This is a genomic window from Streptomyces lushanensis, from assembly GCF_001700515.1.
GTDB classification, from domain to species: domain Bacteria; phylum Actinomycetota; class Actinomycetes; order Streptomycetales; family Streptomycetaceae; genus Streptomyces; species Streptomyces lushanensis.
This window is the reverse complement of the sequence record NZ_MAUD01000020.1, coordinates 39,004-62,665: the sequence shown is the minus strand read 5'-3', so window position 1 is coordinate 62,665 and position 23,662 is coordinate 39,004. Positions and strand designations below refer to the sequence as shown.

18 protein-coding genes and 2 pseudogenes are annotated in these 23,662 nt (G+C 70.3%); 10 read left to right on the top strand and 10 right to left on the bottom strand.

The genetic code is table 11. The annotated features are described in order from the left end of the window. Nucleotides 1-281 precede the first annotated feature (281 nt). Together BFF77_RS01835 and BFF77_RS01830 are read left to right on the top strand one after the other, a co-directional pair. Nucleotides 282-1,692 (top strand): NCS1 family nucleobase:cation symporter-1 (locus BFF77_RS01835; protein ID WP_245703066.1); only part of this gene is annotated, 1,411 nt, incomplete at its 5' end. A 300-nt stretch (nucleotides 1,693-1,992) separates the two neighbouring features. Continuing rightward, the gene (locus BFF77_RS01830) at nucleotides 1,993-2,490 is read left to right on the top strand and encodes a hypothetical protein (protein WP_141698329.1); all 498 of its coding nucleotides are present in this window, start codon (nucleotides 1,993-1,995) and stop codon (nucleotides 2,488-2,490) included. Between the two features lie 162 nt (nucleotides 2,491-2,652). On the opposite strand, the gene lplAB is transcribed toward BFF77_RS01830, so the two are convergent. Further along, nucleotides 2,653-3,708, bottom strand: coding sequence for a lipoate-protein ligase LplAB (gene lplAB, locus BFF77_RS01825; protein ID WP_066943070.1), 1,056 nt, complete (start codon nucleotides 3,706-3,708; stop codon nucleotides 2,653-2,655). 305 nt (nucleotides 3,709-4,013) lie between these two features. Between lplAB and BFF77_RS01820 the strand changes: the two genes are divergently transcribed. Beyond that, a complete protein-coding gene (locus BFF77_RS01820; RefSeq protein ID WP_211280131.1) occupies nucleotides 4,014-5,255 on the top strand; it encodes an MFS transporter in 1,242 nt (413 codons plus the stop codon). A gap of 172 nt (nucleotides 5,256-5,427) precedes the next feature. Here the strand turns inward: BFF77_RS01820 and BFF77_RS01815 are convergent, their stop codons facing one another. After that, entirely contained in the window at nucleotides 5,428-5,784 is a 357-nt protein-coding gene (locus BFF77_RS01815; RefSeq protein WP_066943068.1) for a hypothetical protein, read from the bottom strand. Between the two features lie 395 nt (nucleotides 5,785-6,179). Between BFF77_RS01815 and BFF77_RS35020 the strand changes: the two genes are divergently transcribed. Next, nucleotides 6,180-6,569 carry a hypothetical protein gene (locus BFF77_RS35020; RefSeq protein WP_141698328.1) on the top strand — a complete coding sequence of 130 codons (390 nt, stop codon included), beginning with the start codon at nucleotides 6,180-6,182 and terminating at the stop codon, nucleotides 6,567-6,569. 342 nt (nucleotides 6,570-6,911) lie between these two features. On the opposite strand, the pseudogene BFF77_RS38030 reads toward BFF77_RS35020, so the two are convergent. Both BFF77_RS38030 and BFF77_RS37840 read right to left on the bottom strand, forming a co-directional pair. Next, nucleotides 6,912-7,837 (bottom strand): annotated as a pseudogene (locus BFF77_RS38030) (replication initiator). Continuing rightward, complete coding sequence (locus BFF77_RS37840; protein ID WP_342671200.1) at nucleotides 7,779-8,336, bottom strand: replication initiator; 558 nt, start codon at nucleotides 8,334-8,336, stop codon at nucleotides 7,779-7,781. Before BFF77_RS37840 ends, BFF77_RS38030 begins: the two are co-directional and overlap by 59 nt. Before the next feature lie 157 nt (nucleotides 8,337-8,493). Here BFF77_RS37840 and BFF77_RS01805 point away from each other — a divergent pair, with 157 nt between their 5' ends. Next, the gene (locus BFF77_RS01805) at nucleotides 8,494-10,332 is read left to right on the top strand and encodes a gamma-glutamyltransferase family protein (protein ID WP_066943064.1); all 1,839 of its coding nucleotides are present in this window, start codon (nucleotides 8,494-8,496) and stop codon (nucleotides 10,330-10,332) included. 184 nt (nucleotides 10,333-10,516) lie between these two features. Further along, the gene (locus BFF77_RS01800; RefSeq protein WP_066943084.1) at nucleotides 10,517-11,335 is read left to right on the top strand and encodes an inositol monophosphatase family protein; all 819 of its coding nucleotides are present in this window, start codon (nucleotides 10,517-10,519) and stop codon (nucleotides 11,333-11,335) included. A gap of 299 nt (nucleotides 11,336-11,634) precedes the next feature. Here BFF77_RS01800 and BFF77_RS32700 read toward each other — a convergent pair. Then, nucleotides 11,635-11,819: pseudogene (locus tag BFF77_RS32700) on the bottom strand (DNA polymerase subunit beta); the annotation flags it as partial. A 111-nt stretch (nucleotides 11,820-11,930) separates the two neighbouring features. Between BFF77_RS32700 and BFF77_RS01790 the strand changes: the two are divergent. The 4 genes from BFF77_RS01790 to BFF77_RS01775 all read left to right on the top strand — a co-directional run bounded on the left by BFF77_RS01790 (nucleotide 11,931) and on the right by BFF77_RS01775 (nucleotide 16,702). Further along, nucleotides 11,931-13,394: a phytoene desaturase family protein gene (locus BFF77_RS01790; RefSeq protein WP_066943060.1), complete on the top strand. Its 1,464-nt coding sequence runs from the start codon at nucleotides 11,931-11,933 to the stop codon at nucleotides 13,392-13,394. After that, the gene (locus BFF77_RS01785) at nucleotides 13,391-13,909 is read left to right on the top strand and encodes an O-acetyl-ADP-ribose deacetylase (protein ID WP_066943058.1); all 519 of its coding nucleotides are present in this window, start codon (nucleotides 13,391-13,393) and stop codon (nucleotides 13,907-13,909) included. The genes BFF77_RS01790 and BFF77_RS01785 overlap by 4 nt, the downstream gene beginning before the upstream one ends. 302 nt (nucleotides 13,910-14,211) lie before the next feature. Beyond that, nucleotides 14,212-15,552 (top strand): Dyp-type peroxidase, encoded by a 1,341-nt coding sequence (locus BFF77_RS01780; RefSeq protein WP_066943056.1) that lies wholly within the window; start codon nucleotides 14,212-14,214, stop codon nucleotides 15,550-15,552. Nucleotides 15,553-15,586: 34 nt separating this feature from the next. Further along, a complete protein-coding gene (locus tag BFF77_RS01775; RefSeq protein ID WP_066943054.1) occupies nucleotides 15,587-16,702 on the top strand; it encodes a YVTN family beta-propeller repeat protein in 1,116 nt (371 codons plus the stop codon). 100 nt (nucleotides 16,703-16,802) lie between these two features. On the opposite strand, the gene BFF77_RS01770 is transcribed toward BFF77_RS01775, so the two are convergent. The 5 genes from BFF77_RS01770 to BFF77_RS01750 form a co-directional block, all read right to left on the bottom strand. Next, entirely contained in the window at nucleotides 16,803-17,843 is a 1,041-nt protein-coding gene (locus BFF77_RS01770; RefSeq protein WP_245703055.1) for a cytochrome d ubiquinol oxidase subunit II, read from the bottom strand. Further along, complete coding sequence (locus BFF77_RS01765; protein ID WP_066943051.1) at nucleotides 17,840-19,291, bottom strand: cytochrome ubiquinol oxidase subunit I; 1,452 nt, start codon at nucleotides 19,289-19,291, stop codon at nucleotides 17,840-17,842. The genes BFF77_RS01770 and BFF77_RS01765 overlap by 4 nt, the downstream gene beginning before the upstream one ends. A gap of 173 nt (nucleotides 19,292-19,464) precedes the next feature. After that, complete coding sequence (gene fumC / locus BFF77_RS01760) at nucleotides 19,465-20,916, bottom strand: class II fumarate hydratase (RefSeq protein ID WP_066943049.1); 1,452 nt, start codon at nucleotides 20,914-20,916, stop codon at nucleotides 19,465-19,467. Then, the gene (locus tag BFF77_RS01755; RefSeq protein WP_066943080.1) at nucleotides 20,913-22,649 is read right to left on the bottom strand and encodes an NAD-dependent malic enzyme; all 1,737 of its coding nucleotides are present in this window, start codon (nucleotides 22,647-22,649) and stop codon (nucleotides 20,913-20,915) included. The genes fumC and BFF77_RS01755 overlap by 4 nt, the downstream gene beginning before the upstream one ends. A 99-nt stretch (nucleotides 22,650-22,748) precedes the next feature. Next, a complete protein-coding gene (locus BFF77_RS01750) occupies nucleotides 22,749-23,504 on the bottom strand; it encodes an SDR family oxidoreductase (protein ID WP_066943047.1) in 756 nt (251 codons plus the stop codon). Nucleotides 23,505-23,662: the final 158 nt, after the last annotated feature.

Sequence of the window (23,662 nt, the reverse complement as noted above, 5' to 3'; positions counted from 1 at the left end):
CCGGCCCCGGCCTCGTTCCCCGGACCGCCCGGGCCCCGGGCCGGGCCGCCCCCGGTCCGGACCGTCCTCCGGACCGGCCGGAGGCCGGGCCCCGGGGCCGGGCAGACTCCCCGCTCGCCCGCACGGCCTCGTTCGACATCCCCGACACCCGCTCTCGAACGAAGGGTCCCGCCGCCATGACCTCGACCGCTCCGCCCCCGCCTTCGTCCCCGTCGCCCGGAGAACCGATAGCCGCTGCCCCGGCCGATCCTCAAGGCCGTGTCGAGCTGCCGCCGGGCGNNGCCCGTCCCGGTCGCCCGGCGCCGCTGGACCACGTACAACTTCGCCGCGCTCTGGGTCGGTATGGCGCACAACATCCCGTCGTGGCTGCTGGCCTCGGGTCTTGTCACCCTGGGCATGGACTGGAAGCAGGCGGTCCTCACGATCGCGCTGGCCAATCTGATCGTGCTGTTCCCGATGCTGCTGACCGGGCACGCGGGACCCAAGTACGGCATTCCCTTTCCCGTTCTCGCCCGTGCCTCCTTCGGGCTGCGCGGCGCCAATCTGCCCGCGCTGATCAGGGCGGCCGTCGCCTGTGCCTGGTTCGGCATCCAGACCTGGATCGGCGGCCAGGGCATCTTCGTACTGCTCGGCAAGATCTTCGGCGGCTGGGCGGACGCGTCGAGGATCGGCGGTCAGCCCTGGACACTGTGGCTCTGCTTCATCCTCTTCTGGGCGCTCGAACTCGCCATCATCCACCGGGGGATGGACACCCTGCGGCGCTTCGAGAACTGGGCGGCGCCCTTCGTGATCGTCGGCGCGCTGGTGCTGCTCGTCTGGATCACCGTCAAGGCGGGCGGCCTCGGCCCGCTGCTCGACCAGCCGTCCGAGCTGGGCTGGGGCGCGGACTTCTGGCCGGTCTTCTTCCCGTCGCTGATGGGAATGATCGCCTTCTGGTCCACACTCTCGCTGAACATCCCGGACTTCACACGCTTCGGCGCGGGCCAACGGGCCCAGATCCGGGGACAGTCGCTCGGTCTTCCCACCACCATGACTCTCTTCGCGCTGCTGTCCGTCCTGGTCACCTCGGGCTCGCAGGCGGTGTACGACGTGGCCGTCTGGGACCCGGTCGAACTGGCTGCGAAGACCGACAATGTCTTCGGACTGCTCTTCGCGCTGGTGACCGTGCTGATCGCGACGATCTCCGTGAACATCGCGGCCAACGTGGTCTCGCCCGCGTACGACCTCGCCCATCTCCTGCCGAAACTGATCAACTTCCGTACGGGCGCGCTGATCACGGGTGTGGTCGGGGTCCTCATCATGCCGTGGAAGCTGACGGCCACACCCGAGCTGTACATCTTCACCTGGCTGGGGCTGGTGGGCGGGCTGCTCGGTACGGTCGCGGGCATCCTGATCGCCGACTACTGGATCGTCCGGCGCACGGTGCTCGACCTCGCCGACCTCTACCGCCCGGGCGGGCGCTACTGGTACACGAACGGCTGGAACGTCAGGGCGGTGGTGGCCTTCGCCGTCGGTGGTGTGCTGGCCGTGGGCGGCTCCCACTCGGCGCCGGGGAAGGGCCCGTTCCCGGAGGACGGGCTGATCCCGTTCCTGAAGCCGCTCGCGGACTACGGCTGGGCGGTGGGGCTGGTGGCCTCGCTGGTGCTGTACGTGGCTCTGATGGCGCCGGGCCGGCGGACGGCGGCGGCCTGAGGATTCGACGGGGTGGCCCGGGGGTGGCCCGGCTGATCCGCCGGTCTCAAGCGGATCTCTCTGCATTCACCGGCCGTTCAGGGCGGGGGGTGGTTGGGCCGGGCGGCCTCGAACTACGGTGGGCGGCGTCCGGGGCGGAGGTGTGACACACGGCGCGGCCGACCCGCGTGGGACCGGCACGGCACACCGGGCCCGGGCCGGCGGTTGTGGTGCGGGACGGACCGTGTCGGGGTGGGGTGACCTTCCGCGTCACGGCCAGGGGCGGGGGATCCGATGGTCAGATACATCCACCATCAGCTGATGGGCGTCACGATGGCGGTGTGCGCTTCTGCCGTCAGCGCGGCGGTGGCCTTCGGCGTGCGCGGAATTCCGGCGACGGAGGACAGCCATGGGCGCTGGGTCTTCCTCTTCCTGCTCGGCGCCTGCGCACTCGGGGGGCTGCTCGGGGCTTCCCGGATCCCGCACATCAGCGAGGTGCGGACCTTCGAGACGGCGGTGCCGCTGAACGATCCCGAAGCGGTTCTGCCCGGCGACGACACGGTGCGCCACCATCTCGTCGACCGGTCGTCCTTTCTCCTGTTCCTCGTGCCGTCGCTGATCGCGGCCCTCTTCTGGTCCCCGTGGGCGGCCCTGTACCCGCTGCCACTGTCCGCCGAGTGGCTGGTACGGGCCTGTGTGGCGGCTCGCTGGGAGCGGCGGCACGGACTGCTGCTGTGGGGAGGCGCGGTCAAGGAACAGCCGCTCGGCAAAGGGCAGTTGCTGTACTCCTCGGTGCGGCCCGTCTCACCGACCCGGTGACCGGGAACGGCCCGGCCGCCGGCCGGAGCTGATGGCCGTATCCCTCAACTGCCGTCCGAAGCCGTTCCCGTCGGCAGCCGCTCCCGTGTCCGCCGCGCCCGCCATGGCCGCGGAAAGGCTCGCGGGAAAGGCTCACGCGGGAAAGGCTCACGCCGTCCTGGGCTACGGCACCCGGGCCGTCCACTCCGGCGTGCTGAACTTTGTCCTCGCCAGCTCGCGCGCCCGTGCCATCTCCTCGTCCGTGACTGTGCCGGCCGTCAGCCCGTAGCGGCCGCGGAAGGAGTCGATCATCCGCTCGATGACCGCCTCGCGCGGCAGTCCCGTCTGGCGCCGCAATGGGTCGACCCGCTTGTTCGCGCTGCGCGTGCCCTTGTCGGAGAGCTTCTCGCGGCCGATGCGGATGACCTCGACCATCTTGTCGGCGTCGATGTCGTACGCCATGGTCACATGGTGCAGTACGGCGCCCGTGCCGCTCACCACGCGCTTCTGGGCGGCCCCCGCGACCTTGCCGCTCTCGGTCGCGATGTCGTTGAGAGGCTGGTACCACGCCTTGATGCCCATGTCGCCGAGCGCCCCCAGCACCCAGTCGTCCAGATAGGCATAACTGTCGGCGAAGGTGAGCCCCTTGACCAGCGAGTCCGGGACGGAGAGCGAGTACGTGATGGTGTTGCCCGGCTCGATGAACATGGCGCCGCCGCCGGAGATACGGCGGACCACCGTGACGCCATGGCGTTCGGCGCCCTCGGCGTCGACCTCGTTCCGCAAGGACTGGAAGCTGCCGATCACCACCGCGGGCGCCGCCCACTCCCAGACCCGCAGCGTCGGCGGCCGGAGACCGGCCGCGACCTCGGTGGTGATCACCTCGTCGAGCGCCATGTGGAGCGCCGGTGACTGGGGCGCGTCATGGATGAGCTGCCAGTCGTAGTCGGTCCAGTCGGTGGCATGGGCCAGCGCGCGCCGTACGGCGACGGCGATGCCCTCGGCGGTGAGCCCGTACATCACCGTCCCGGCGGGCAGCGCGGCCTCGACACGCGCGGCGAGACCGGCGGCGTCGGTGTCGGCGGGAGCGCCCTCCAGGGCGCGGTCGATCGCGTCGATCGCCTCGTCGGGCTCCAGGAAGAAGTCCCCGGCGACCCGGACATGGCGCAGCAGTCCGTCCCGCGTGTCGAGATCGACCACGACGAGCTTGCCGCCGGGGACCTTGTACTCACCGTGCACCGGAACCTCCACCACTGGGCGTGAACAGTGCAAATCGTACTGCTGGGCGAAGACACACTGCCCATCTGGAAGACACACTGCCCATCTGGCTGTCGCGTGACCGTCACAGGATCCCGTGCGGGTCAGCGCACCTGTGGCACGGTGACGACGGGCCGATATCCGTGTGGCGGCTGTTTACACCTGCCAAGAGTGGGTGTGGTTCGCCCTCCCTGTCCGGGGCGCCTTCTTCTAGCGTGGTGAGTGACGGCATGTGGTCGGCAAGGAACCGCGCCACCGACAGGAGGCGCCACCGATGGGAGGCCCCAGTGACCGCGCGTGATGTGGCCAGCCCCGAGGCCCTGGGGCCCCAGCCCCGTATGACACGTGCCCTGACCGTGCTCTTCGCGATCGCGGCGGGCGGCGCCGTGGCCAACCTCTACTACGCGCAGCCGTTGCTGGATGTCATCGCGGGAGATCTGCGGGTCGGCGAGAGCGTCGTCGGCCTGCTGATCACGGCGACACAGATCGGCTACGCGCTCGGCATCCTGTTCATCGTTCCGCTCGGCGACTTCCGTGACCGTCGTCGGCTGATTCCTCTGATGATGGTCCTCTCGGCCGGCGCCCTGGTGGCCTGTGCGGTCGCGCCCGAGATCATCACACTGGCCCTGGCGATGGTCGCCGTCGGGGTGACGACGGTGTCGGGACAGATCCTCACCCCGCTCGCGGGCGATCTCGCCGACGACGCGTCCCGGGGAAGAATCGTGGGCATCGTCGTCAGCGGTCTGCTCTCCGGCATCCTGGTCGCCCGGATCTTCAGCGGACTGATCGCCGATGCCATCAGCTGGCGCGCGGTGTTCCTGATCGCCGCGGGCGTCGTGCTCGTCCTCGCGTTCCTGCTGCGCCGCTCGATCCCCCGGCTGAAGCCCAAGACGGCGGTGATCTCCTACGGCGCGGTGCTGCGATCGGTCTTCTCGCTGATCGCGCATGAGCGGAAGCTGCAAGTCACCATGGTGCTCGGCGCGACCGGGTTCGGCCTGTTCACGATGTTCTGGACGGCGCTCACCTTTCTGCTGAGCGATCCTCCCTACCGCTATCCCATCTGGGCGATCGGCCTCTTCGGTATCGCGGGCCTGGTCGGTGCCGTCGCGGCGCAGGGCGCGGGACGGGTGCACGACCGCGGCCGGTCGGTCGCCGGCACGGGGCTGGCCTGGCTGCTCGTGGCCGTCGCCTGGGTCGTCGCGGGGTTCGGCGGCCATGTACTCGTCTTCGTGGTGGTCGGCATCGTGCTGCTCGACATCGGCGTCCAGGGCCAGAACATCCTCAACCAGTCGAGGATCTTCCAGATCTCCGCCGCCGCGCGCAGCCGCCTCAACACGGCGTACATCGCGGGCAACTTCGTCGGAGGCTCCATCGGCTCCTTCGCCGCCGCGCTGCTCTGGTCGACGGGCGGCTGGCCGGCCGTCTGCGCCACCGGAGCCGCCCTGTCCGCCGTGGCACTGCTGATCTGGCTCACCACCCGCCACGGCGCCCTGCGCACACAAACCGCCACGATTTCCGGTCGGCGATAAACCGCGGAAACCGACTCCGCGTACCCGTCGAGCGCATTCTTATTATTCACTTGATATTAATCTGTGATTAAGGGCATAAAGCTCCGCTCTGTGACCTTGATCACCGTTGGTTTCCTCGCCTTCGTCGGCATAGCCGCAACCCTCATCGGCTACCGCCGATTGGTTACTGCGCTCACGGCCTGAGCTGGTCCTGCTGAACGTCGAAGCAGATCAGTCCCATGGACTGCGCGACGGCCGCCGCGTAGGCCGATGCGTCTTCAGCCATGCTCCACCGCATGGCGAAGTAGATCAGCGGACCGCTTGCCTCGTCGATCAACGGACCAGTGGACCAGGGCGAGGTGTCCTCGTCGTCCTCGGTGATGTCGCACCACCGCTCAAGCAACGCAGCGACGTAGGCCGCAATGCGTTCGGAGGGAGGCTCCTCCACCTCCCCATCGATGTAGCGGTCGTACAGATCGCTGAAGATCAGGCCGGCGGTCTTGTCATCCGCTGGTCCCTCGCCTTCCCAGACAGCAAGGTCGTAAGTCATGCCCGGGAGGCTCCCATACCGCACTGACATCCGCGCAGTCGGTCAACGGCGCGAGCGTCAGCCATAAGAAACGACGTCTTAAGCCGGGGCCCTACGCAGTCGAGTCAATACCTGCACGTTCTCAGTCACAGCGCTTTACGAAATCTGAAATTGCTGAAATCGATCGAATCGGGGATTGGTTTGGCTGTCACAGCTGCGGGACCACTTCCCCTGGGCGCCCGCATTGGACGCCGGATCACCAGCCGGTGTCCAGGTTCGTTCTGCCCGGAGCGCCGCAGCGACTGTATCCTCACTGCATGGCCTGTTCCAGTCGGCAGGGTGGGCTGGTAGGTCATATGCCAGCTAATAGTGGGGTCCCGTATGTCCCGCGAACCTTTCGGCCCTGAGGAGTAACGATGAATGAAAAACTCGCAGCCCTGCGGTTTGCTGCCTCCAACGGTATTGTCTTCGTCGAAGATGCTGACAGGCCTCTGAGTGCAGAGTTTGGCCCATCTGATGAACTTGCGGATCCTGACCCGACCAGGTCTGTAACTGTCGGGGTTGTTCACGCGATGGATGGCCTTGTTTCGATCGAAGTACAGGAAGGCGAGATGGAGCCAGACGGACTTTCAGAGTTCTTTGACGGAACTTTGACGTTCGAGCACGGTCGACTCAGAGTTCGTGACGTCTCCGGGGACAACCTTGTGACGGTCGGATTGTCGCCAGGGGCTTCGCGCGTGCGTATCTATTTGGAGGCTGTGGAGATCCCAGAAGCCCTAATTGTGCTTGTCCCGCCGCTCGAATAGCGACCTGCTCTGGCGGTGGATGGAAATACCTCCATATTGGGCTGCGAGGGATGCGCGAGAGCAGGTTTTATTTTCCGATCTGATATGCCCCACCGGAGAGTGTTTCCGGCGGGGCATATCGTGTGCTTGACGGCAACGTCAGCGGACGGGTGCTGCAGAACGGCTGGTTCGTTGCCGTCGTCGGGCCGGGCTGCGGTGGTGCTGGGTCCGCGCAGGGCGTTTTGCCGAGGTGACGGATGGCGTCGCGCTGGAGACGGAGCCGGATGTGTGCGTGGACGGTGGCCGTGACTCCGATGCCACGCGCCGATTCCCGAGTGGTGCGCCCTCGGAAGCCTGTGGTCATCAGTGCCCTCTTCTGCCGCGAACTACCGTTCCAAGCCTCTGCGGTGCCGGAGGGCGGCAACGAGGAGTTCCGCGCCGGAGCTGTAGCCCGAGCCCTGGTAGTTCCAGTGGCCGGCTGACGACGAGGGTGGTTGTCGGGTCCGGCTCGGGCAGGTCGGAGTGGGCGCGGGCCTGTTTGGTGCGCCAGGTGCGGCGGGCGCCGCGGAGCGCGCCGAGGGTGATGGAGTAGCTGCGGGATTTGGTGGAGAAGTGGCTCCGCAAGCCGAGCATGTGCGCCCGCTTCGGAGCTTGAGTTCGGCGAACTCCGGCAGATTGCCAAGCTCCCAGCAGGCGCGGATCATTCGTCTCACGTGCCGGGTGACGGCGAGCCGGGGCAGCAGGCGGGCCTGTCTGGTGCCGTCGCAGGCGGTGCACGGGAGCGGGGTCCCGTGGGGCAGGAGGGTGGCGCCGCGGCCCTGGCAGGGGCGGCAGAACAGGGTGCGGTCGAGGGCGCCGGATTCGTGGGGCGGACTTGGTGGCGTACTTCGCCACGTAGGCGGCCACGGCCTGATCGGTGAATTCGGCGTCAGCGCCGAAGGCGGCGATCTCGCGTACGTCGAGCTGTTCGCCCCAGGTGAGTTCGCGTTCCCCGACCGCATCTGACTCGACCGTGACGCGGACCTGTACGGCGGCGGCGCGTACGGCGTTGGTGAGAATGGCGACGGTGGCGTACGGCGGCGGGGGCTGGCTGGTGCCGTCCGGCCGTCGAGTCGGATCACGGCGTGGAAGTGGACCAGACCACGCTTCTGGTACTCGGCGATCTCGGCGAAGGACACCCGCAGAACCGTGCGGGTGTCCTTCTGCGTCAGACCGAGCTGTGCGGCGATCTCATAGCGCAGGTAGATGGTGAAGCGCGCCCACAGGGCGGAGGTATGGGCGTTGAACAAGACCGTGCCCGCGTCGTATATCGCGGGGTTCAGCGGCGTACTGAGTCGGACCTCCGCAGGGTGCCGTAGCGGCAGGCCTGGATGTCGCCGCTAGGCGTTGTGGGGCGGTTGTGTACAGGGTCGCAGGAAAGGGCGGTGAGGGTGGCGAGGGCACTGGGGTGGTGCGGACGGTGTCGGGGGCGTTCTTGCCGTCGAACTGGCCGGCGCGGATGAGGCGGTAGGTGTCGGCGGCGTAGAGACGGGAGCAGGCCGACAACGGAGAGGAGCGGCGGTTGCCACAAGTAGTGAGCAGGCTGCTCACGGGCTCGTCCGAGGAGGTGTAGGAGCGCAGCACCTCCCTTGTGTTGTCGACGGTGGTGCTCCGGCCGGTCAGATGGACGGGTTCGGCCCAGCCACCGACGCGTTCGGTTTTCTGTCGTGCGCGCTCGAAGTCGGGCAGGGCGACCAAGATGGAGCAGGTCCCGCACGGCGGGCTTGCCACCAGGCGGGTGCCTGCCATAGCGGCGTAGCCGTGGTCGTGGAAGGGGCCTTGGAGGATACGCTTCTTGGTGGTCGGATGGGGGGAGTCCCGGTGTGTACTCCGCGGGGTCACCCCGGAGGGCTCGTGTGTGGTGGTTGGTGTGGGTGGTTTGGTTCAACAGTGAGGTGGCGTACGTATGTTCACGACCCGGCCCACCCTTCAGGGGACCTTTGGGATGGTGTCCTCCACTCACTGGCTCGCCTCGCAGTCCGCGATGGCCGTGCTGGAGGACGGGGGCAACGCCTTTGACGCCGCCGTCGCCGCCGGTTTCGTGCTGCATGTCGTCGAGCCGCATCTCAACGGGCCCGGTGGTGAGGTGCCGATCATTCTCGCGCCCGCCGGCGGCGAGGTCCGGGTGCTCTGTGGGCAGGGGCCGGCGCCCGCGGGTGCGAGCATCGGGCACTACCGTTCCCTCGGGCTCGGACTGGTCCCCGGTACCGGTCCGTTGGCCGCCGCCGTGCCCGGCGCCTTCGACGCGTGGATGGTGCTGCTGCGTGACCATGGCACCAAGTCCCTGGCGCAGGTGCTGCGTTACGCCATCGGATACGCCGAGGACGGCCACGCGCCCGTCGAGCGGATCGGTGAGACCGTCGAGTCGGTCCGTGAACTCTTCGAGACCGAGTGGACATCCTCCGCCGATGTCTATCTTCCCGGCGGCAAGGCACCGGTGCCGGGGGAGCTGTTCCGTAATCCTGTGCTCGCCGCGACCTGGCGGCGGCTGATCTCCGAGGCCGAGTCGGTCGGCGAGGACCGGGTGGCCCAGATCGAGGCCGCCCGTACGGTCTGGCGCGAGGGCTTCATCGCCCAGGCGCTGCTGCGCCAGTCCGCCACGCCCACCATGGACACCAGCGGTACGCACCACACCGGCACCCTGACGTCGGCGGATCTGGCCGGCTGGTCGGCCGTGTACGAGGCGCCCGCCACCTACGAGTGGGAAGGCTGGACCCTGTGCAAGGCGGGCGCCTGGAGTCAGGGGCCCGCCTTCCTCCAGCAGTTGGCGCTGCTGCCCTCCCGCGCGGCCGACCTGCCCGCGTACGGCTCGGCGGAGTACGTTCATCAGCTCATCGAGGGCTGCAAACTCGCCATGGCCGACAGGGAGGCCTGGTACGGCGACGCCGCCGAGGCACCGCTGGCCGCCCTGCTCTCCGAGCCGTACAACACCGTCCGCCGCGCGCTGATCGGTGAGCGTGCCTCGTACGAGCTGCGCCCCGGCACCCCGGAGGGACGCGAACCGGTCCTCAGCGCCCATGCCACCGCCGTCTCCACGGGCGTCTCCACGGGCGAGCCCGGCTTCGACCCGCTGGGCCTTCCGGCCGCGGGCGCGGGGGAGCCGACGGTCGGCGAGCCGACCGTCGCCAGGGACGGTGCCACGCGTGGCGACACCTGCCATCTCGACATCGTCGACCGGTGGGGCAACATGATCGCCGCCACACCGAGCGGCGGCTGGCTCCAGTCCAACCCGGTCGTCCCGGAACTGGGCTTTCCGCTCGGCACCCGGCTCCAGATGGCCTGGCTGGATCCCGGGCTGCCGAACTCGCTGACGCCGGGCCGCCGGCCCCGTACCACCCTCACGCCGTCGATCGCGCTGCGCGAGGGCGTGCCGGTGCTGGCCTTCGGCACGCCCGGCGGCGACCAGCAGGACCAGTGGCAGTTCCACTTCTTCCTCGCGCTCGCCCTGCGGGCACCGGTCCGGGGCGGGCTCGACCTCCAGGGCGCGATCGACGCTCCCAACTGGCACAACGACAGCTTTCCCGGCTCCTTCTACCCGCGCGGGATGCGGCCCGGCAGTGTGACCGTGGAGAAGGGCATGGACCCGGACGTCATCGAGGAGCTGCGCCGGCGCGGCCATGAGGTGACCGTCGGTGCGGCATGGTCCGAAGGGCGGCTGTGCGCGGTCGCCAGGGATCCGGAGACGGGTGTGCTGTCGGCCGCGGCGAACCCTCGTGGCATGCAGGGTTATGCCGTAGGACGCTGAGAGTCCCACGAAGGACGCCGAGAGTCCCCCGGGCCGTCACGGAGAGTCCCCCGAGCCGTCACGCGGGCTGCCCTCCGGAGTGTCACAGGGGCGTGATTGGCTGGTGGGCATGATCGATGACGCTGTGTACGGAACGGTTCACCTGAGGGAGCGGGAGACGGCGGACGGGCGGACAGCCCGGGAGATGCCTCATGGGCTCCGTGTGTCCGCCGTCGAGGAGGCGGTACGCGCCGCAGCCGCCGCCGAGATCATGCCGCGCTTCCGGCAGCTCGCCGCGCACGAGATCGCCGAGAAGAGCGGCCCGCACGATCTGGTGACGGTCGCCGACCGGCGCGCGGAGGAACACCTCACCGCCGCCCTCACCGCGCTGCTGCCCGGCTCGGTGGTGGTGGGCGAGGAGGCGGTCCACGCGGATCCGGCGGTGTACGACGCGCTGGCCGGGGAGAAACCCGTATGGATCGTCGATCCGGTCGACGGCACCCGGCAGTTCGTCCACGGCGAGCCCGGTTTCTGCACGCTCGTCGCGCTCGCGCAGGGCGGTGAGGTGCTGGCGTCCTGGACCTACGCGGCGGCGCTGGACGAGATGGCGATCGCCGTACGGGGCCGGGGCGCCTGGCTCGACGGCGTTCCGCTGCGTTCCGGCGCGCCCGAGCCCGGCGCGGTGCTGACAGTCGCGATGTCCCATCCGGACTACACCACGGACGCCCAGAAGCATGCCCTCCTGGGACTGCGTACCGAGGGCATCGACGCCCGCGCGTGCGGCTCGGCCGGGCTCGAGTACCTGGGTGTGGCGCGGGGCGCGCTCGACGCGGTGGCCTTCAACTGGGAACTGGCCTGGGACCACGCGGCGGGCCTGTTGCTGGTGACGGAGGCGGGCGGGGCGCAGCGGACGCTCACGGGCGAGCCGTTCCGTATCACGGGCGGGAACGCGCTGCCCTTCACCGCGGCCCGCGACGAGGCCACGGCGCGGCGGATACGGGAGCGGCTGCTGACGGGGGCGTGAGGGGGTGAGGCGGCGAGCCCATCGGGCCTCGGCGCCGGCCGGACCCCTGGTTGTCCGGCCACGGGTGGCCACACCATGGACGCCCGGACCATGTGCGGCAGGACCATGTGCAGCAGGACCACCGCCGGTCCGGCCGTGGGCGCTGGGACGTCGGCGGTCCGGCCACGGGCAGCGTGCGCCCGGATCATGTGCAGCAGGACCACCGCCGGTCCGGGCGCCCGGACATCGGCGGTCCGGCCACGGGCAGCCTGGTCGTGGACGGCCGGACCACGAGTGGCCGCATCACCGGCGTTCCGGCCCCCGAGCCGATGGCCCGGTTGCGTACCCACCCCGAACCGGCCCTCGCGGCACTGCTCCAGATCCGCTCCACACGGGCCGGATCACGCAGGATCCGGTCCACCGCGACGCCGTCCACCGGCAGCCAGGCCCCGCCGTTCACCCAGGGACCCCACTCACCGGGGCCGGCGGCACCCACCGGGGCCCCCGGATCTCAACGGGTGGGGCGTTCATCGTCGCGGACAGTACCCGCCCTCGGGCTGTCGGTGCCCGGGAATATCCTGGAGTTTCTTGCCATCGGCCATGAAGGAGTCCGAAGGTGACGTCGATGCTCGATGCCGTTGTCGTGGGAGCGGGACCCAACGGGCTGACCGCCGCGGTCGAGCTGGCCAGGCGGGGCTTCTCGGTGGCCGTGTTCGAGGCCGGGGACACCGTGGGCGGGGGCGCCAGGACCGAAGAGCTGACGCTGCCCGGCTTCCGGCACGACCCCTGCTCGGCCGTGCACCCGCTGGGCATCGGTTCGCCGGTCTTCGGGACGATGCCTCTCGGCCGGTACGGACTGGAGTGGCTGCATCCCGAGCTGCCGATGGCGCATCCCTTCGACGACGGCACGGCGGCGGTGCTGTCCCACTCGGTCGCCGAGACGGCCGCGTCCTTCGGCCCCCGTGACGCGGGCGCGTACCGCCGCCTGGTCGCGCCCTTCCTCGGCAGATGGGACACGCTCGCCCGGGACTTCATGTCCCTGCCGTCGACGGCGCTGCCGCGCGATCCCGTCACCCTGGCCCGGTTCGGACTGGCCGGGCTGCCGCCCTCGACATGGCTGACGCGCCGCTTCCAGGACGAGAAGGCACGTGCCCTGTTCGCCGGGCTCGTCGCCCATGTCATAGCCCCGCTGAGCGGGCTCGCCACCGGCGCCGTCGGGCTGCTCTTCGCGCTCGCCGCGCACGCGGGCGGCTGGCCGTTGCCGCGCGGCGGCTCGCAGTCGATCTCCGACGCGCTCGCCGCGTATCTCAAGGATCTGGGCGGTTCGGTCCACACCGGATACGAGGTCAAGCGGCTGGACGAGCTGCCGCCCGCCCGCGCCTATGTCTTCGACACCTCGCCGACCGCCCTGGCCCGTATCGCGGGTCTGGGCCGTGTGTACGACGGCTACCGCTACGGGGCGAGCGTATTCAAGATCGACTACGCGCTGGACGGTCCGGTGCCCTGGACGGCCGAGGAGCCACGCCGGGCCGGGACCGTACAGATCGGCCCCACCAGCGGGGAGATCGGCGCGGCGCTGCGCCAGGTCGCGGGCGGGCAGCCGCCCGTGACACCGTTCCTGATCACCGCCCAGCCCAGTCTGGTGGACCCGTCCCGCGCGCCCGAGGGCAAGCATGTCTTCTGGGCGTACGGCCATGTCCCCAACGGCTGGCAGGGCGATCTCACCGACGCCGTGGAGCGGCAGCTGGAGCGCTTCGCACCCGGATTCCGCGACCGTGTCCTGGCCCGTGCCACCGCCGGTCCGCCCGAGCTGGCCGCCCGTAACCCCAACTATGTCGGCGGCGACATCGCCTGCGGCGCGGTCTCGGGGCTCCAGCTGCTGCTGCGCCCCAAGATCTCCCTCTCCCCGTACACCACCGCGCACCCCGCCGTCTTCATCTGCTCCTCCGCGACCCCGCCGGGCCCCGGTGTGCACGGCATGTCCGGACACAACGCGGCGAAGGCGGTCTGGCGGCGGCTGCGGGAGCCCGAGGAGGACCTGCGGGCCGGGCGACTAGGCCGGGGGAGGCTGCCGATATGACCACCGCACCGCTGACGCTGGTACGGGGAAGCATCACCGATCAGAGCGTGGACGCCATCGTCAACGCGGCGAACTCCTCGCTGCTCGGCGGAGGCGGTGTCGACGGCGCGATCCACCGCAACGGCGGCCCGGAGATCCTGGCCGAGTGCCGCGCCCTGCGCGCCGCGCGGTACGGCCGCGGCCTCCCCACCGGCCAGGCCGTGGCCACCACGGCCGGCCGCCTCGACGCCCGATGGGTGATCCATACGGTGGGCCCGGTGTACGAGGTCTCCACCGGCGGCGATCACACGCTTCTCGCTTCCTGCTACCGGGAGTCCCTCCGCGTGGCCGATGAACTCGGCGCGCGGACGGTCGCGTTCCCCGCCATCTCCACCGGCGCCTACGGGTGGCCGATGGAGGACGCCGCCCGCATCGCCGTGGAGACCGTGAGGAACACGGAGACGGCGGTCACCGAGGTCAGATTCGTGCTCTTCGACGAGCGGGCGTACGCGGCGTTCGCCGGGCAGCTCCACTGACGGACCCCTCGCGGCCGTCCTCGCCGCGCCCTGCCCACAGCCCTCTTCAGGCGCGGGGCGTGGGGCGTCAGGCGCGCGCCCCGCGCCTCACGCGGCTCGCCGCGGAGCCGCGACGTCCGCTGACGCCGAGGGTGCGAGGGGGCGCGAGGAGGTACGGGCGGCCGAGCGGCGTTCCTGGTGTCGGCGTCGGGCGCCTGCCGCGAGGCCGGGCCGCCGGGCCGCTGCCCGCGCACGGATGGCGAGTGGCGGGTGGTGCGGGTACTTTCGGCGCAGAGAGCGTGACGAAAGAGGGCATACGCCGCATGAGCGAGCAGAGACCGCCCGGCCCCAAGGACGCGGACCCGAAGGGCGAGGACGCGGACGGGGAGGGGTCGGACGGCGACGGCTGTCCGGCGGGTCTCTTCGCGCGGCGTACGTTTCTCCAGGGCACGGTCGCCACCGGACTCGCCGGAGCGGCGGGAGTGAGCCTGCTGGACGCCGGCGGTGGGGCCCACGCCAGCGCGCCGGGCGCCCCGGCCGCCGACGACACCGAGGCGATTCCCTTCCACGGCCGCCACCAGGCAGGCATCGTCACGCTCCCGCAGCGGGACGCGACCTTCGTCGCGTTCGACGTGACCGCGTCCGACCGCAAGGCACTCACGGATCTGTTCCGCACGCTGACCGCGCGGGCCCGTTTCCTCACCGCCGGCGGCACACCTCCGCGGACACCACCGGACAGACCGCCGTCCGACACCGGCGTCCTGGGGCCCAAGGTCCTGCCGGGCGAGCTCACCGTCACCGTCGCCCTCGGCGCGAGCCTCTTCGACGACCGCTTCGGACTGGGGCCGCGCAAGCCGGTCCAGCTCGTCACCATGAAGGCCTTCGCCCACGACGATCTCGATCCCGCGCTGTCCCAGGGCGACCTGCTCGTACAGATCTGTGCCAGGAACCGTGACACCACGGTGTACGCGCTGCTCGACATCCTGTTCCACACGAGCGGCGCGATGAGGCAGCGCTGGCGGATCAACGGTACGCGCAATCCGCCACGGCCCGTCGGTGTGCCCCGGGACTGGTTCGGCTTCAAGGACGGCATCGCCAACCCGGACCTCGGCGACACGGCACAGCTCGATCAGGAGGTCTGGGTCCACCCGCACACCGGCGAGCCGGACTGGGCGGCGGGCGGGACCTATCAGGTGCTGCGCATCGTCCACTTCCGCCTTGAGAAGTGGCAGGAGGTGCCCCTTGAGGAACAGGAGCGGATCTTCGGCCGCCGCAAGGTCAGCGGCGCGCCCATGTACGCCGAGGACCCGGACGCGTCCGACCAGCTCGACCCCATCTACACCAACGACCCCCAGGGCCTGATCACTCCGCTGGACAGCCATGTCCGGCTGGCCAATCCCCAGACTCCGGAGACCGCGTCCACCAGCGCCATTCTGCGCCGCAGCTACGACTACGACCGCAGCCCCGACGTACGCGGCGGACTCGACCTGGGACACGCGTTCTGCTGCTTCCAGCGTGAACTCGACACCTATGTCGCCATGCAGACCCGGCTGGAGGGCGAGGCGCTGGTGCCGTACATCAGCCCGCGCGGCGGCGGCTACTTCTTCGCGCTCCCCGGTGTGCGCGACACCCAGGACCACTACGCCCGTGGACTCCTGTCCTGACAGGGCGGATCCCCCGACGCGCGCAGGAGGCACGATGCGTTCCCCAGGACAGACCCGAGCCCGCGCCGGCACCGCCGACCGGTACCGGAGGAACGCGCTCCGTCCGGCGCCGCCCGTACGCCCGGCGCTTCCCCCGCTGCCCGTACCGGCGATGGTCGCCGCTCTGCTGCTGATGTCCTGCACGCCGGTGCTGGTGTCCTGCACCCCGGCCGGATCCGCGCGGCAGGATCCGGTCGCCGCGCCCTCCGCGAGCGCGCGGCGGTCCGCCGGCCGTGTCTATGTGACCAACCAGCTCGACAACACGGTCTCCGTGATCGACGCCGGCACCCACAAGGTGGTGGCCACCGTGCCCGCCGGTACGGGGCCCGAAGGCATCGCCGTCACCCCGGACGGCAGGCACGCCTATGTCGCCAACAGCGAGTCGGCCAAGGTCTCGGTCCTCGACACACGGACGAACAAGATCGTCAAGGCCGTCGCGGTCGGCAGGAGCCCCGGCGCCGTCGCGCTGAGCCCGGACGGCGGATCCCTCTATGTCACCAACGGCGTCTCGAACAGTGTCTCGGTGCTCGACACCCGTACCGACCGGGTGACCGCCACCGTCCCGGTCGGTGTGTCACCGGTCGGTGTGGCCGTCAGCCATGACGGCAGGTCCGCCTATGTCGCCAACTCCGGGTCGGACAGCGTGTCGGTCATCGACACCCGCACCAACCGGGCCGTCCGGACGCTTCCGGCGGGCAGCTCGCCCGTGGGCGTCGCCGTCACCCCGGACGGCGGATCGGTCTACGTGGCCAACGAGGTGACGGCCCGTGTCTCGGTCCTCTCGACCGGCACCGGTGAGATCGCGGCCACCGTGCCGGTCGGCGAGGGTGTCTTCGGCGTGACCTCCGCACCCGACGGGAAGAAGGTCTACGTCGCCGTTCTCGGTCCAGGCGATGTCTCGGTGATCGACACCGGCAGCCGTCGGGTCACGGGGACGGTCCATGTGGGCCCGCCCGGAACCGATCCGTTCCAGCTCGCCGTCACCTCCGCCACGGTCTATGTCACGGACCAGGGAGCGGGCACCCTCTCGGTCATCGACCGTACGACGATGAAGGTCACCGCGACCGTCACGGTCGGCAACAGCCCGTACGGAGTGGCGGTGAGCCCCTGACCGCCCCGCCCCGGGCCCGCCTCAACCCCGCCTCCGGCCTGCCTCAGGTCTGTGACTCCAGCCGCCCCGGGTCTGTGACTCCAGCCGCCCCGGGCCCGCCTCAGGTCCGTGACTCCAGTCTCCCCCGGTTCTGGAGGATGTAGAGGAGGGCCAGCGACGGAGCGACGAGCAGCCCGGCGGCGCAGGCCACACCGGTGAGCACCCAGAGCGTGGGCGCCGGCGCCGCCGCCTCGGCGATGCCGAGATGAGTGCCCAGCAGATACGGGTACTGGGCCACGCCCCAGCCGCATACGACCGTCGCCACGGCCAGGGCGGCCAGCACGCGCGGGGCGTGAGGCGTCTCGCGCCGGAGCAGCAGGAGACTGATCAGCCCGCTGAGCGCCGAGATGATGAGCAGGGGCAGTCCCCGGTGGCTCAACTGGTGGAACAGACGCGGCGAGTCGGCCCGGAGGAGGAAGATCCCGGCCAGGCCGACCAGACCGGTGACGACTCCCGCGAGCAGCGCGCGGCGGCGGAACCACCGTTCGAGCCGCGGACTCCGGTTCTGCCGTGCCGAGGCGGTCAGGAACACCGAGGCGAGGTAGGCGCACACCGACACGGCCAGAATTCCGCCGAGGACGGATGTCGGGTTGTTCCAGCTCCCCAGCGGATCGCCCCTGCCCTCGGTGGGCACCCGGCCGGACGCCACGGCGCCCGCCACAGTGCCGAAGCAGTACGGGGTGAGCACCGAGGACAGCGCGAACGCCGCGCCGTAGATGCGCTGTTCGGGCGTGCGCATCGACGTCTTGCGGAAGGCGAACCCCGCGCCTCGCAGAACGATCCCCAGCGCGGCGATCCCCAGCGGGATGTACAGCGTCGTGGTGATGGCCGTGAACGCGGCGGGGAAGGCGCTCCACAGCATGACGAGGCAGTAGATCAGCCAGATGTGATTGGCCTCCCAGACAGGGCCGATCGACGCGTCGACGAGACGGCGGGGCCCGCTGCCGCGCTCCGCCCCGCCGGCGGTCAGATCCCAGAAGCCGGCGCCGAAGTCGGCTCCGCCGAAGAGCGCGTAGGCGATGACGCCGATGAACAGCAGGACCGAGACGGTGTCGCCCAGGACCGGGACGCTGCTGCCCATGACCCCGACGGTGTCACTCATGTCTGCCGGCCTTCTTCCGTGTGCGCGTCGGTCAGCGGCCGGTTGGGACCGTAGGGAACATCGAGTCCCTCGTCCTCCCCCTCGTCCCCGCCGGCTCTCCATCGTCGTGTCAGGGACCGCAGGATCAGCACCGCGCCGGTGCCCACAGCGCAGTAGATGGCCAGTACGGCGGAGAAGAACGGCCAGAGATTGCCCTGGGTCGCCACGGCGTCCCTGGTGAGCAGCAGACCGACCACGGTCCACGGCTGCCGTCCCACCTCGGTGACCACCCAGCCGCTCTCCAGGCACACCACGGCGACCACCCCGCTGAGGGCGGCGCAGCCCAGGAACCAGCGGTTCGCCGGGACCTGCCGCCGGCGCCACCACAGCCAGGCGAACCAGACGACCAGGGCGAGCAGGGCGGTGGCCGTGCCCACCATGATGTCGAACGCGAGATGGACCACGCTCACCGTGGCGTCGTCGGGACGGACCGCGGGCGCGATCGCGTCGAGTCCGCGGATCCGCGTGGACGGACTGAATCCGGCGAGCAGTGAGGCCACGTCGGGAATTCTGAGTCCGTAGCGCACCTTGCCGTCGATCAGTACGCCGCCCAGTGTCTCGGGGACGTGGGTGCTGGTGTCGGGCAGCAGTTCCAGTGCGGCGAACTTCGCGGGCTCGCTGTGGAAGACCTGGCGCGCGACGACGTCACCGACGTAGATCTGTACGGGCAGGACGACGGCGGCCACGACGAATCCGATGAGGAAGCCGGTCCTGTGGTAGTGGTCGCGGCGTCCTCGGAGCATGCCGGCCGCGTAGACGCCGGCCACCGTGAATCCGGCGACGACATAGGCGGCCAGCAGCATGTGCACCGTCTCGAACCAGAAGGCGCCGTTGAAGAACACCTCGGCCGGCCGGACCTCCACCACATGGCCGTCGCACAGGGTGATACCGCCCGGCTGGTTCATCCAGCTGTTCGCGGCCACCACGGAGGCGGTGCCTCCCATGCTCGCCAGCACCACCGGTACGCCCGTCCAGAAGTGCGCCCAGGGCGGCAGCCGCTTCCAGCCGTAGATATAGATCGAGACGAAGATCGCTTCCAGGAAGAAGAAGATGCCTTCGATCGCGAACGGGAAACCGAAGGCGGCGCCGTATCCGCCCATCAGTCCCGGCCACAGGATGCCGAGTTCGAAGCTCAGTACGGTACCGGTGATCGCCCCCACGGCGACCAGGACCGCGGCGACCTTCGACCAGCGCTGGGCGAGCAGCAGCGCCTGCTCGTCGCCGTGGCGCAGACCGCGGTAGTTGGCGATGAGCATCAGGGCGGTGAGCGCCACCCCGAACGGCACCAGGATGATGTGGAAGCCGAGAGTGAAGGCCATCTGCTCGCGGGCCGGCAGCAGCTGTGGCGGGTCACCGGCGGAAGCGGCGGCACGCAGCAGAAACCCGGCCGCGTGAGTGGAGGATGGCATTCCTGCATCGTCCACGCGCCCGTCGGCGCGGTCGTACGGCGACACGGGCCGACGGCGAGTGACACCCGTTCAGGTGACCGGGGACCGATGCCGGGTCCGGACGCCGGCCCCGGAGCCGGGGAGTTCGGGCAGCTCTGGCGGTTCGGTCGGTTCAGTCGGTCGGTCAGGGCGGTTCAGGCGGTTCGGTCGGCGAGTCCGGCCATCGCACGGGGATCGATGATCCGGTCGTACGCCTCCGCGCTGAGATAGCCGGTGGCGAGAGCGGCTTCGCGCAGAGTGCAGCCCTCCTCGGCAGCCCGGTGGGCGATCTCGCCGGCCCGGTCGTAGCCGATCTCGGGGGAGAGGGCGGTGACGAGCATGAGCGAGCGCGAGACGTCCTCGTCGATACGGTCGCGGTGCAGCTCGGTGCCTTCCACGCAGTAGACCCGCAGCTTCTCGCTCGCGTCGGCGAGGATCCGGGCGCAGTGGAGCACATCGCTGATGATGACCGGACGCATCGCGTTGAGCTCGAAGTTGCCCTGGGCGGCGGCGAGCGCGACGGCGCTGTCCTCGCCGAGGACCTGGATACAGACCATGACCATGGCCTCGCACTGGGTCGGATTGACCTTGCCGGGCATGATCGAGCTGCCGGGCTCATTGGCGGGCAGGGCGAGTTCACCGAGTCCGCAGCGCGGGCCGGAGGCCAGCCAGCGCAGATCGTTGGCGATCTTCATCAGCGGTACGGCGACCGCGCGCAGTCCAGCGGAGGCGGCGGCCATCGCGTCCAGTCCGCCCTGGGCGGCGAAGTGGTTGGCCGCCACCGTGAAGGGATGACCGGTCTGGCGGGCCAGTTCGGCGGCGACCGCGGCGCCGAAGTTCTCGGGCGTGTTGAGGCCGGTGCCGACCGCCGTCCCGCCGATCGCCAGCTCGTACAGCGCGGGCACAGTGGCGCGGACCCGCTCATGGGCGTCCGCGAGCTGGGCGGCGTAACCGGACCACTCCTGGCCGACGGTGAGCGGGACCGCGTCCTGGAGATGTGTGCGGCCGACCTTGACGACATCACGCCAGCGGACGGCCTTGTCCTCGATGGCCTGGGTGAGCGCGGCCAGGGAGGGCAGTACGTCGTCGTGCAGGGCGCGCACGGTGGCGAGATGCATCGCGGTGGGGAAGGTGTCGTTGGAGGACTGGCCCATGTTGACATGATCATTGGGATGGACCGGTGTACGTGAGCCGAGAGTGCCGCCGACGAGCTGGATCGCCCGGTTGCTGATCACCTCGTTGACATTCATGTTGCTCTGGGTGCCGGAGCCGGTCTGCCAGACATAGAGCGGGAAGTGCCCGTCGAGAGCACCGGAGATCACCTCGTCGGCGACTCTGGCGATCAGCTCGCTCTGCCAGCGGGGCAGCCGGCCGTCGCGGCCGTTGACCAGGGCGGCGGCCTTTTTGACGCGGCCGTAGGCGTGATAGACGGCCTTGGGCATCCGGTCGTCGCCGATCGAGAAGTGGATCAGCGAGCGCTGGGTCTGCGCGCCCCAGTACCGGTCGGCGGGCACCTCGACCGTGCCCAGTGAGTCGCGCTCGGTACGGGTGCCGCGGGCGTCGATCCCGATCGGCAGGTCCCGTACCACCGGCGGGGCCCCGCTCATCGCGCGCTCCCTTCGCGCGAATGGCCGGAATGGCCGGGACGGTCGGGGGGGCCGGGAACGGGCCCGTACCGCGGCTGCCACATCGCGTCCTGCACGGCCTGCACCAGATCCTCCGGGGCGTTCTCCGCGACGCCCTCCGCGATCGCGGCGCGTGCGACCGCGACGGCGACGGTGGCCGAGGACGCGCGCAGGTCCGACACCGGCGGCAGCAGCGACGCGCCGGGAGCGCCGACCCGTGCCTGGCCCGCGACCGCCTCGGCGGCGGCCAGCAGCATGCCGGGGGTCACCCGGCGGGCCCGGGAGACGATGGTGCCCAGCCCCAGCCCCGGGTAGAGCAGGGCGTTGTTGGCCTGGCCGATGACATGCCGGACACCGTTCAGCTCGACGGGATCGACCGGGATGCCCGCGGCGGTCAGCGCTTTGCCGTCACTCCAGGCGAGGATGTCGGCGGGCATGGCCTCGATCCGCTCGGTGGGATTGGAGAGCGGGAAGACGATCGGCCGCTCGGCGTGCGCGGCCATCGCGCTCACCACCTCCTCGGTGAAGGTGCCCGGGGCGGTGGAGGTGCCGATCAGGATGGTGGGCCGCGCCCGGCGCACCGTGGTCAGCAGATCGGTCCGACCGGTACCGCCCCGGCCGCGCACCTCGGCGGCCGGGCGCGCGTAGTCGCGCTGGTAGTCCCGCAGACCGTCCATGTCGTCGGTGAGCAGCCCCTGCTTGTCCACCAGCCACACCCGCCGTGCCGCCTCGGCCGGCTCCAGACCGTCCCTGACCATCGCCGCCACCAGTTGGTCGGCGATTCCCACCCCCGCGGTGCCGGCCCCGAAGACCACCACCCGCTGGTCGCGGAACGCCGTCCCGGCGACCTTGAGGGCGGAGAAGACGGCTGCGAGAGTGATCGCGCCGGTGCCCTGGAGATCGTCGTTGAAGATCCGGTACCGGTCGGCGTTCTGCTCCAGGATGCGCCGGGCGTTGCCGGGACCGAAGTCCTCGAAGTGCAGCAGCGCGTGCGGGAAGAGATCGGCCGCCGTCGCCAGATAGGCGGCGACGAAGTCGTCGTAGGGCTTTCCCCGGGCGCGGCTGCGCCGTACGCCGAGATAGAGCGGATCGTTGAGGAGGGTCTCGTTGTCCGTGCCCACGTCCAGTACGACGGGGATGCAGCGGTCGGGATGCAGACCGGCCGCCGCGGTGTAGACGGCGAGCTTGCCCACCGAGATCTGCACGCCGTTGACGCCCCAGTCGCCGATGCCGAGGATCTCCTGCGCGTCGGTGACCACGAGCATGTCCACCTCGTCGGATCCCAGCCCCTGGTGTGCGAGGGCGGCCCGGATGTCCTGCGGGTGGTCGATGGAGAGATACACCCCGCGCGGGCGGCGGAACTCGTGGCTGTAGCGCTTGATCGCGTCGCCGACCGTCGGGTCGTAGACGATCGGCAGCAGCTCGGCGAGATGATCGGCCAGCACCCGGTAGTACAGAACCTCGTTACGGTCGTGCAGCTGCTCCAGATACACATTCTTGGCCAGGGCGTCGGGCTGGCGCTGAAGCTGCTCGTACGCGCGCCGGAGCTGATCGTCCAGGGACAGGACCGCGTCGGGCAGCCGTCCCACCAGATCGAGTCTCTCGCGCTCCTCCTCGGTGAACGCGGTGCCGCGGTTGGTCAGCGGATCGGACAGGACGGGAGGCAGGGCGTGGGACACGGGAGCGCTCCTTTCGAAGGTCCGGCACTCCTCCATCGTCACTCCCCTGGGTGCGCTCCGCTCGCGCAGACGTGGGAAGCGGACTCGGGAAGCGGATGCGGGAAGAAGCCGGCGGGCTCGACGGAGCCGGGCAGGTCAGACGATGCCGCCGTTGGCGCGCAGGACCTGCCCGTTGACCCAGCGGGCGGGACCGGCGAGGAAGGCGACGACCTCGGCCATGTCCCGCGGGGTGCCGAGGCGCTCCAGCGGTGCCTGGCCGGCCATCCTCGCGACGGTCTGCTCGTCCTTGCCGTCCAGGAACAGCGCGGTGGCGGTCGGCCCGGGAGCGACGGCGTTGACGGTGATGTCCCGTCCGCGCAGCTCACGGGCGAGGATCAGGGTCATGGCCTCGACCGCGCCCTTGGAAGCGGCGTAGGCGCTGTAACCGGGGAGTGCCAGCGACACGACGGAGCTGGAGAAGTTGATGATCGCCCCACCGGAGCGCAGCCTGCGCGCAGCCTGCTGGTCGACCACGAACGTCCCCCGGATGTTGGTGCGGTGCATACGGTCCAGGGCGTCCAGGTCCGTCTCGGCCAGCGGTGCCAGTGTCATGACTCCCGCGGCGTGCACGACCACGTCGATCCCGCCGTAGGTCGCCTCCGCGGCGTCGAAGAGGGCCGACACGGCCCTCTCGTCCGCCACGTCGGCACGGAACGCCGTCGCCCGTCCGCCGGCCGCCGTGATGGCCGCGACCGCCGTCTCGGCCTCCGTGCTGTTGCCCGCGTGGCCGACGACGACAGCGAAACCGTCGGCGGCCAGCCGCTCGGCGCTCTCCCGGCCGATCCCGCGGGATCCTCCGGTGACGATCGCCACCCGCGCCGCGCGGTCCGGGGGCATGGTCGGCTCGGTCATGATGCTGCTCCCTGTTCCATGGTGCTGCTCCTTGTTCCGGCGTCGGTCCGACGTTGTGGCGGGTAACGCCACGCGTGACCTGACGAGAACAACGCTAACATTCCTCGGTTATCGATGCTACTTCCATGGGTTGACACCGCTGCGGTGGTGCGCGTGGG

Bases quoted from the DNA above. Each gene is read 5' to 3' on its own strand.
- BFF77_RS01830 (WP_141698329.1), top strand. From the start codon at position 1,993: ATGGGCGTCACGATGGCGGTGTGCGCTTCTGCCGTCAGCGCGGCGGTG.
- BFF77_RS01815 (WP_066943068.1), bottom strand. From the start codon at position 5,784: ATGACTTACGACCTTGCTGTCTGGGAAGGCGAGGGACCAGCGGATGAC.
- BFF77_RS35020 (WP_141698328.1), top strand. From the start codon at position 6,180: ATGAATGAAAAACTCGCAGCCCTGCGGTTTGCTGCCTCCAACGGTATT.
- BFF77_RS37840 (WP_342671200.1), bottom strand. From the start codon at position 8,336: ATGGCAGGCACCCGCCTGGTGGCAAGCCCGCCGTGCGGGACCTGCTCC.
- BFF77_RS01805 (WP_066943064.1), top strand. From the start codon at position 8,494: ATGTTCACGACCCGGCCCACCCTTCAGGGGACCTTTGGGATGGTGTCC.
- BFF77_RS01800 (WP_066943084.1), top strand. From the start codon at position 10,517: ATGCCTCATGGGCTCCGTGTGTCCGCCGTCGAGGAGGCGGTACGCGCC.
- BFF77_RS01785 (WP_066943058.1), top strand. From the start codon at position 13,391: ATGACCACCGCACCGCTGACGCTGGTACGGGGAAGCATCACCGATCAG.
- BFF77_RS01780 (WP_066943056.1), top strand. From the start codon at position 14,212: ATGAGCGAGCAGAGACCGCCCGGCCCCAAGGACGCGGACCCGAAGGGC.
- BFF77_RS01775 (WP_066943054.1), top strand. From the start codon at position 15,587: ATGCGTTCCCCAGGACAGACCCGAGCCCGCGCCGGCACCGCCGACCGG.
- BFF77_RS01770 (WP_245703055.1), bottom strand. From the start codon at position 17,843: ATGAGTGACACCGTCGGGGTCATGGGCAGCAGCGTCCCGGTCCTGGGC.
- BFF77_RS01765 (WP_066943051.1), bottom strand. From the start codon at position 19,291: ATGCCATCCTCCACTCACGCGGCCGGGTTTCTGCTGCGTGCCGCCGCT.
- fumC (WP_066943049.1), bottom strand. From the start codon at position 20,916: ATGAGCGGGGCCCCGCCGGTGGTACGGGACCTGCCGATCGGGATCGAC.
- BFF77_RS01755 (WP_066943080.1), bottom strand. From the start codon at position 22,649: ATGGAGGAGTGCCGGACCTTCGAAAGGAGCGCTCCCGTGTCCCACGCC.
- BFF77_RS01750 (WP_066943047.1), bottom strand. From the start codon at position 23,504: ATGACCGAGCCGACCATGCCCCCGGACCGCGCGGCGCGGGTGGCGATC.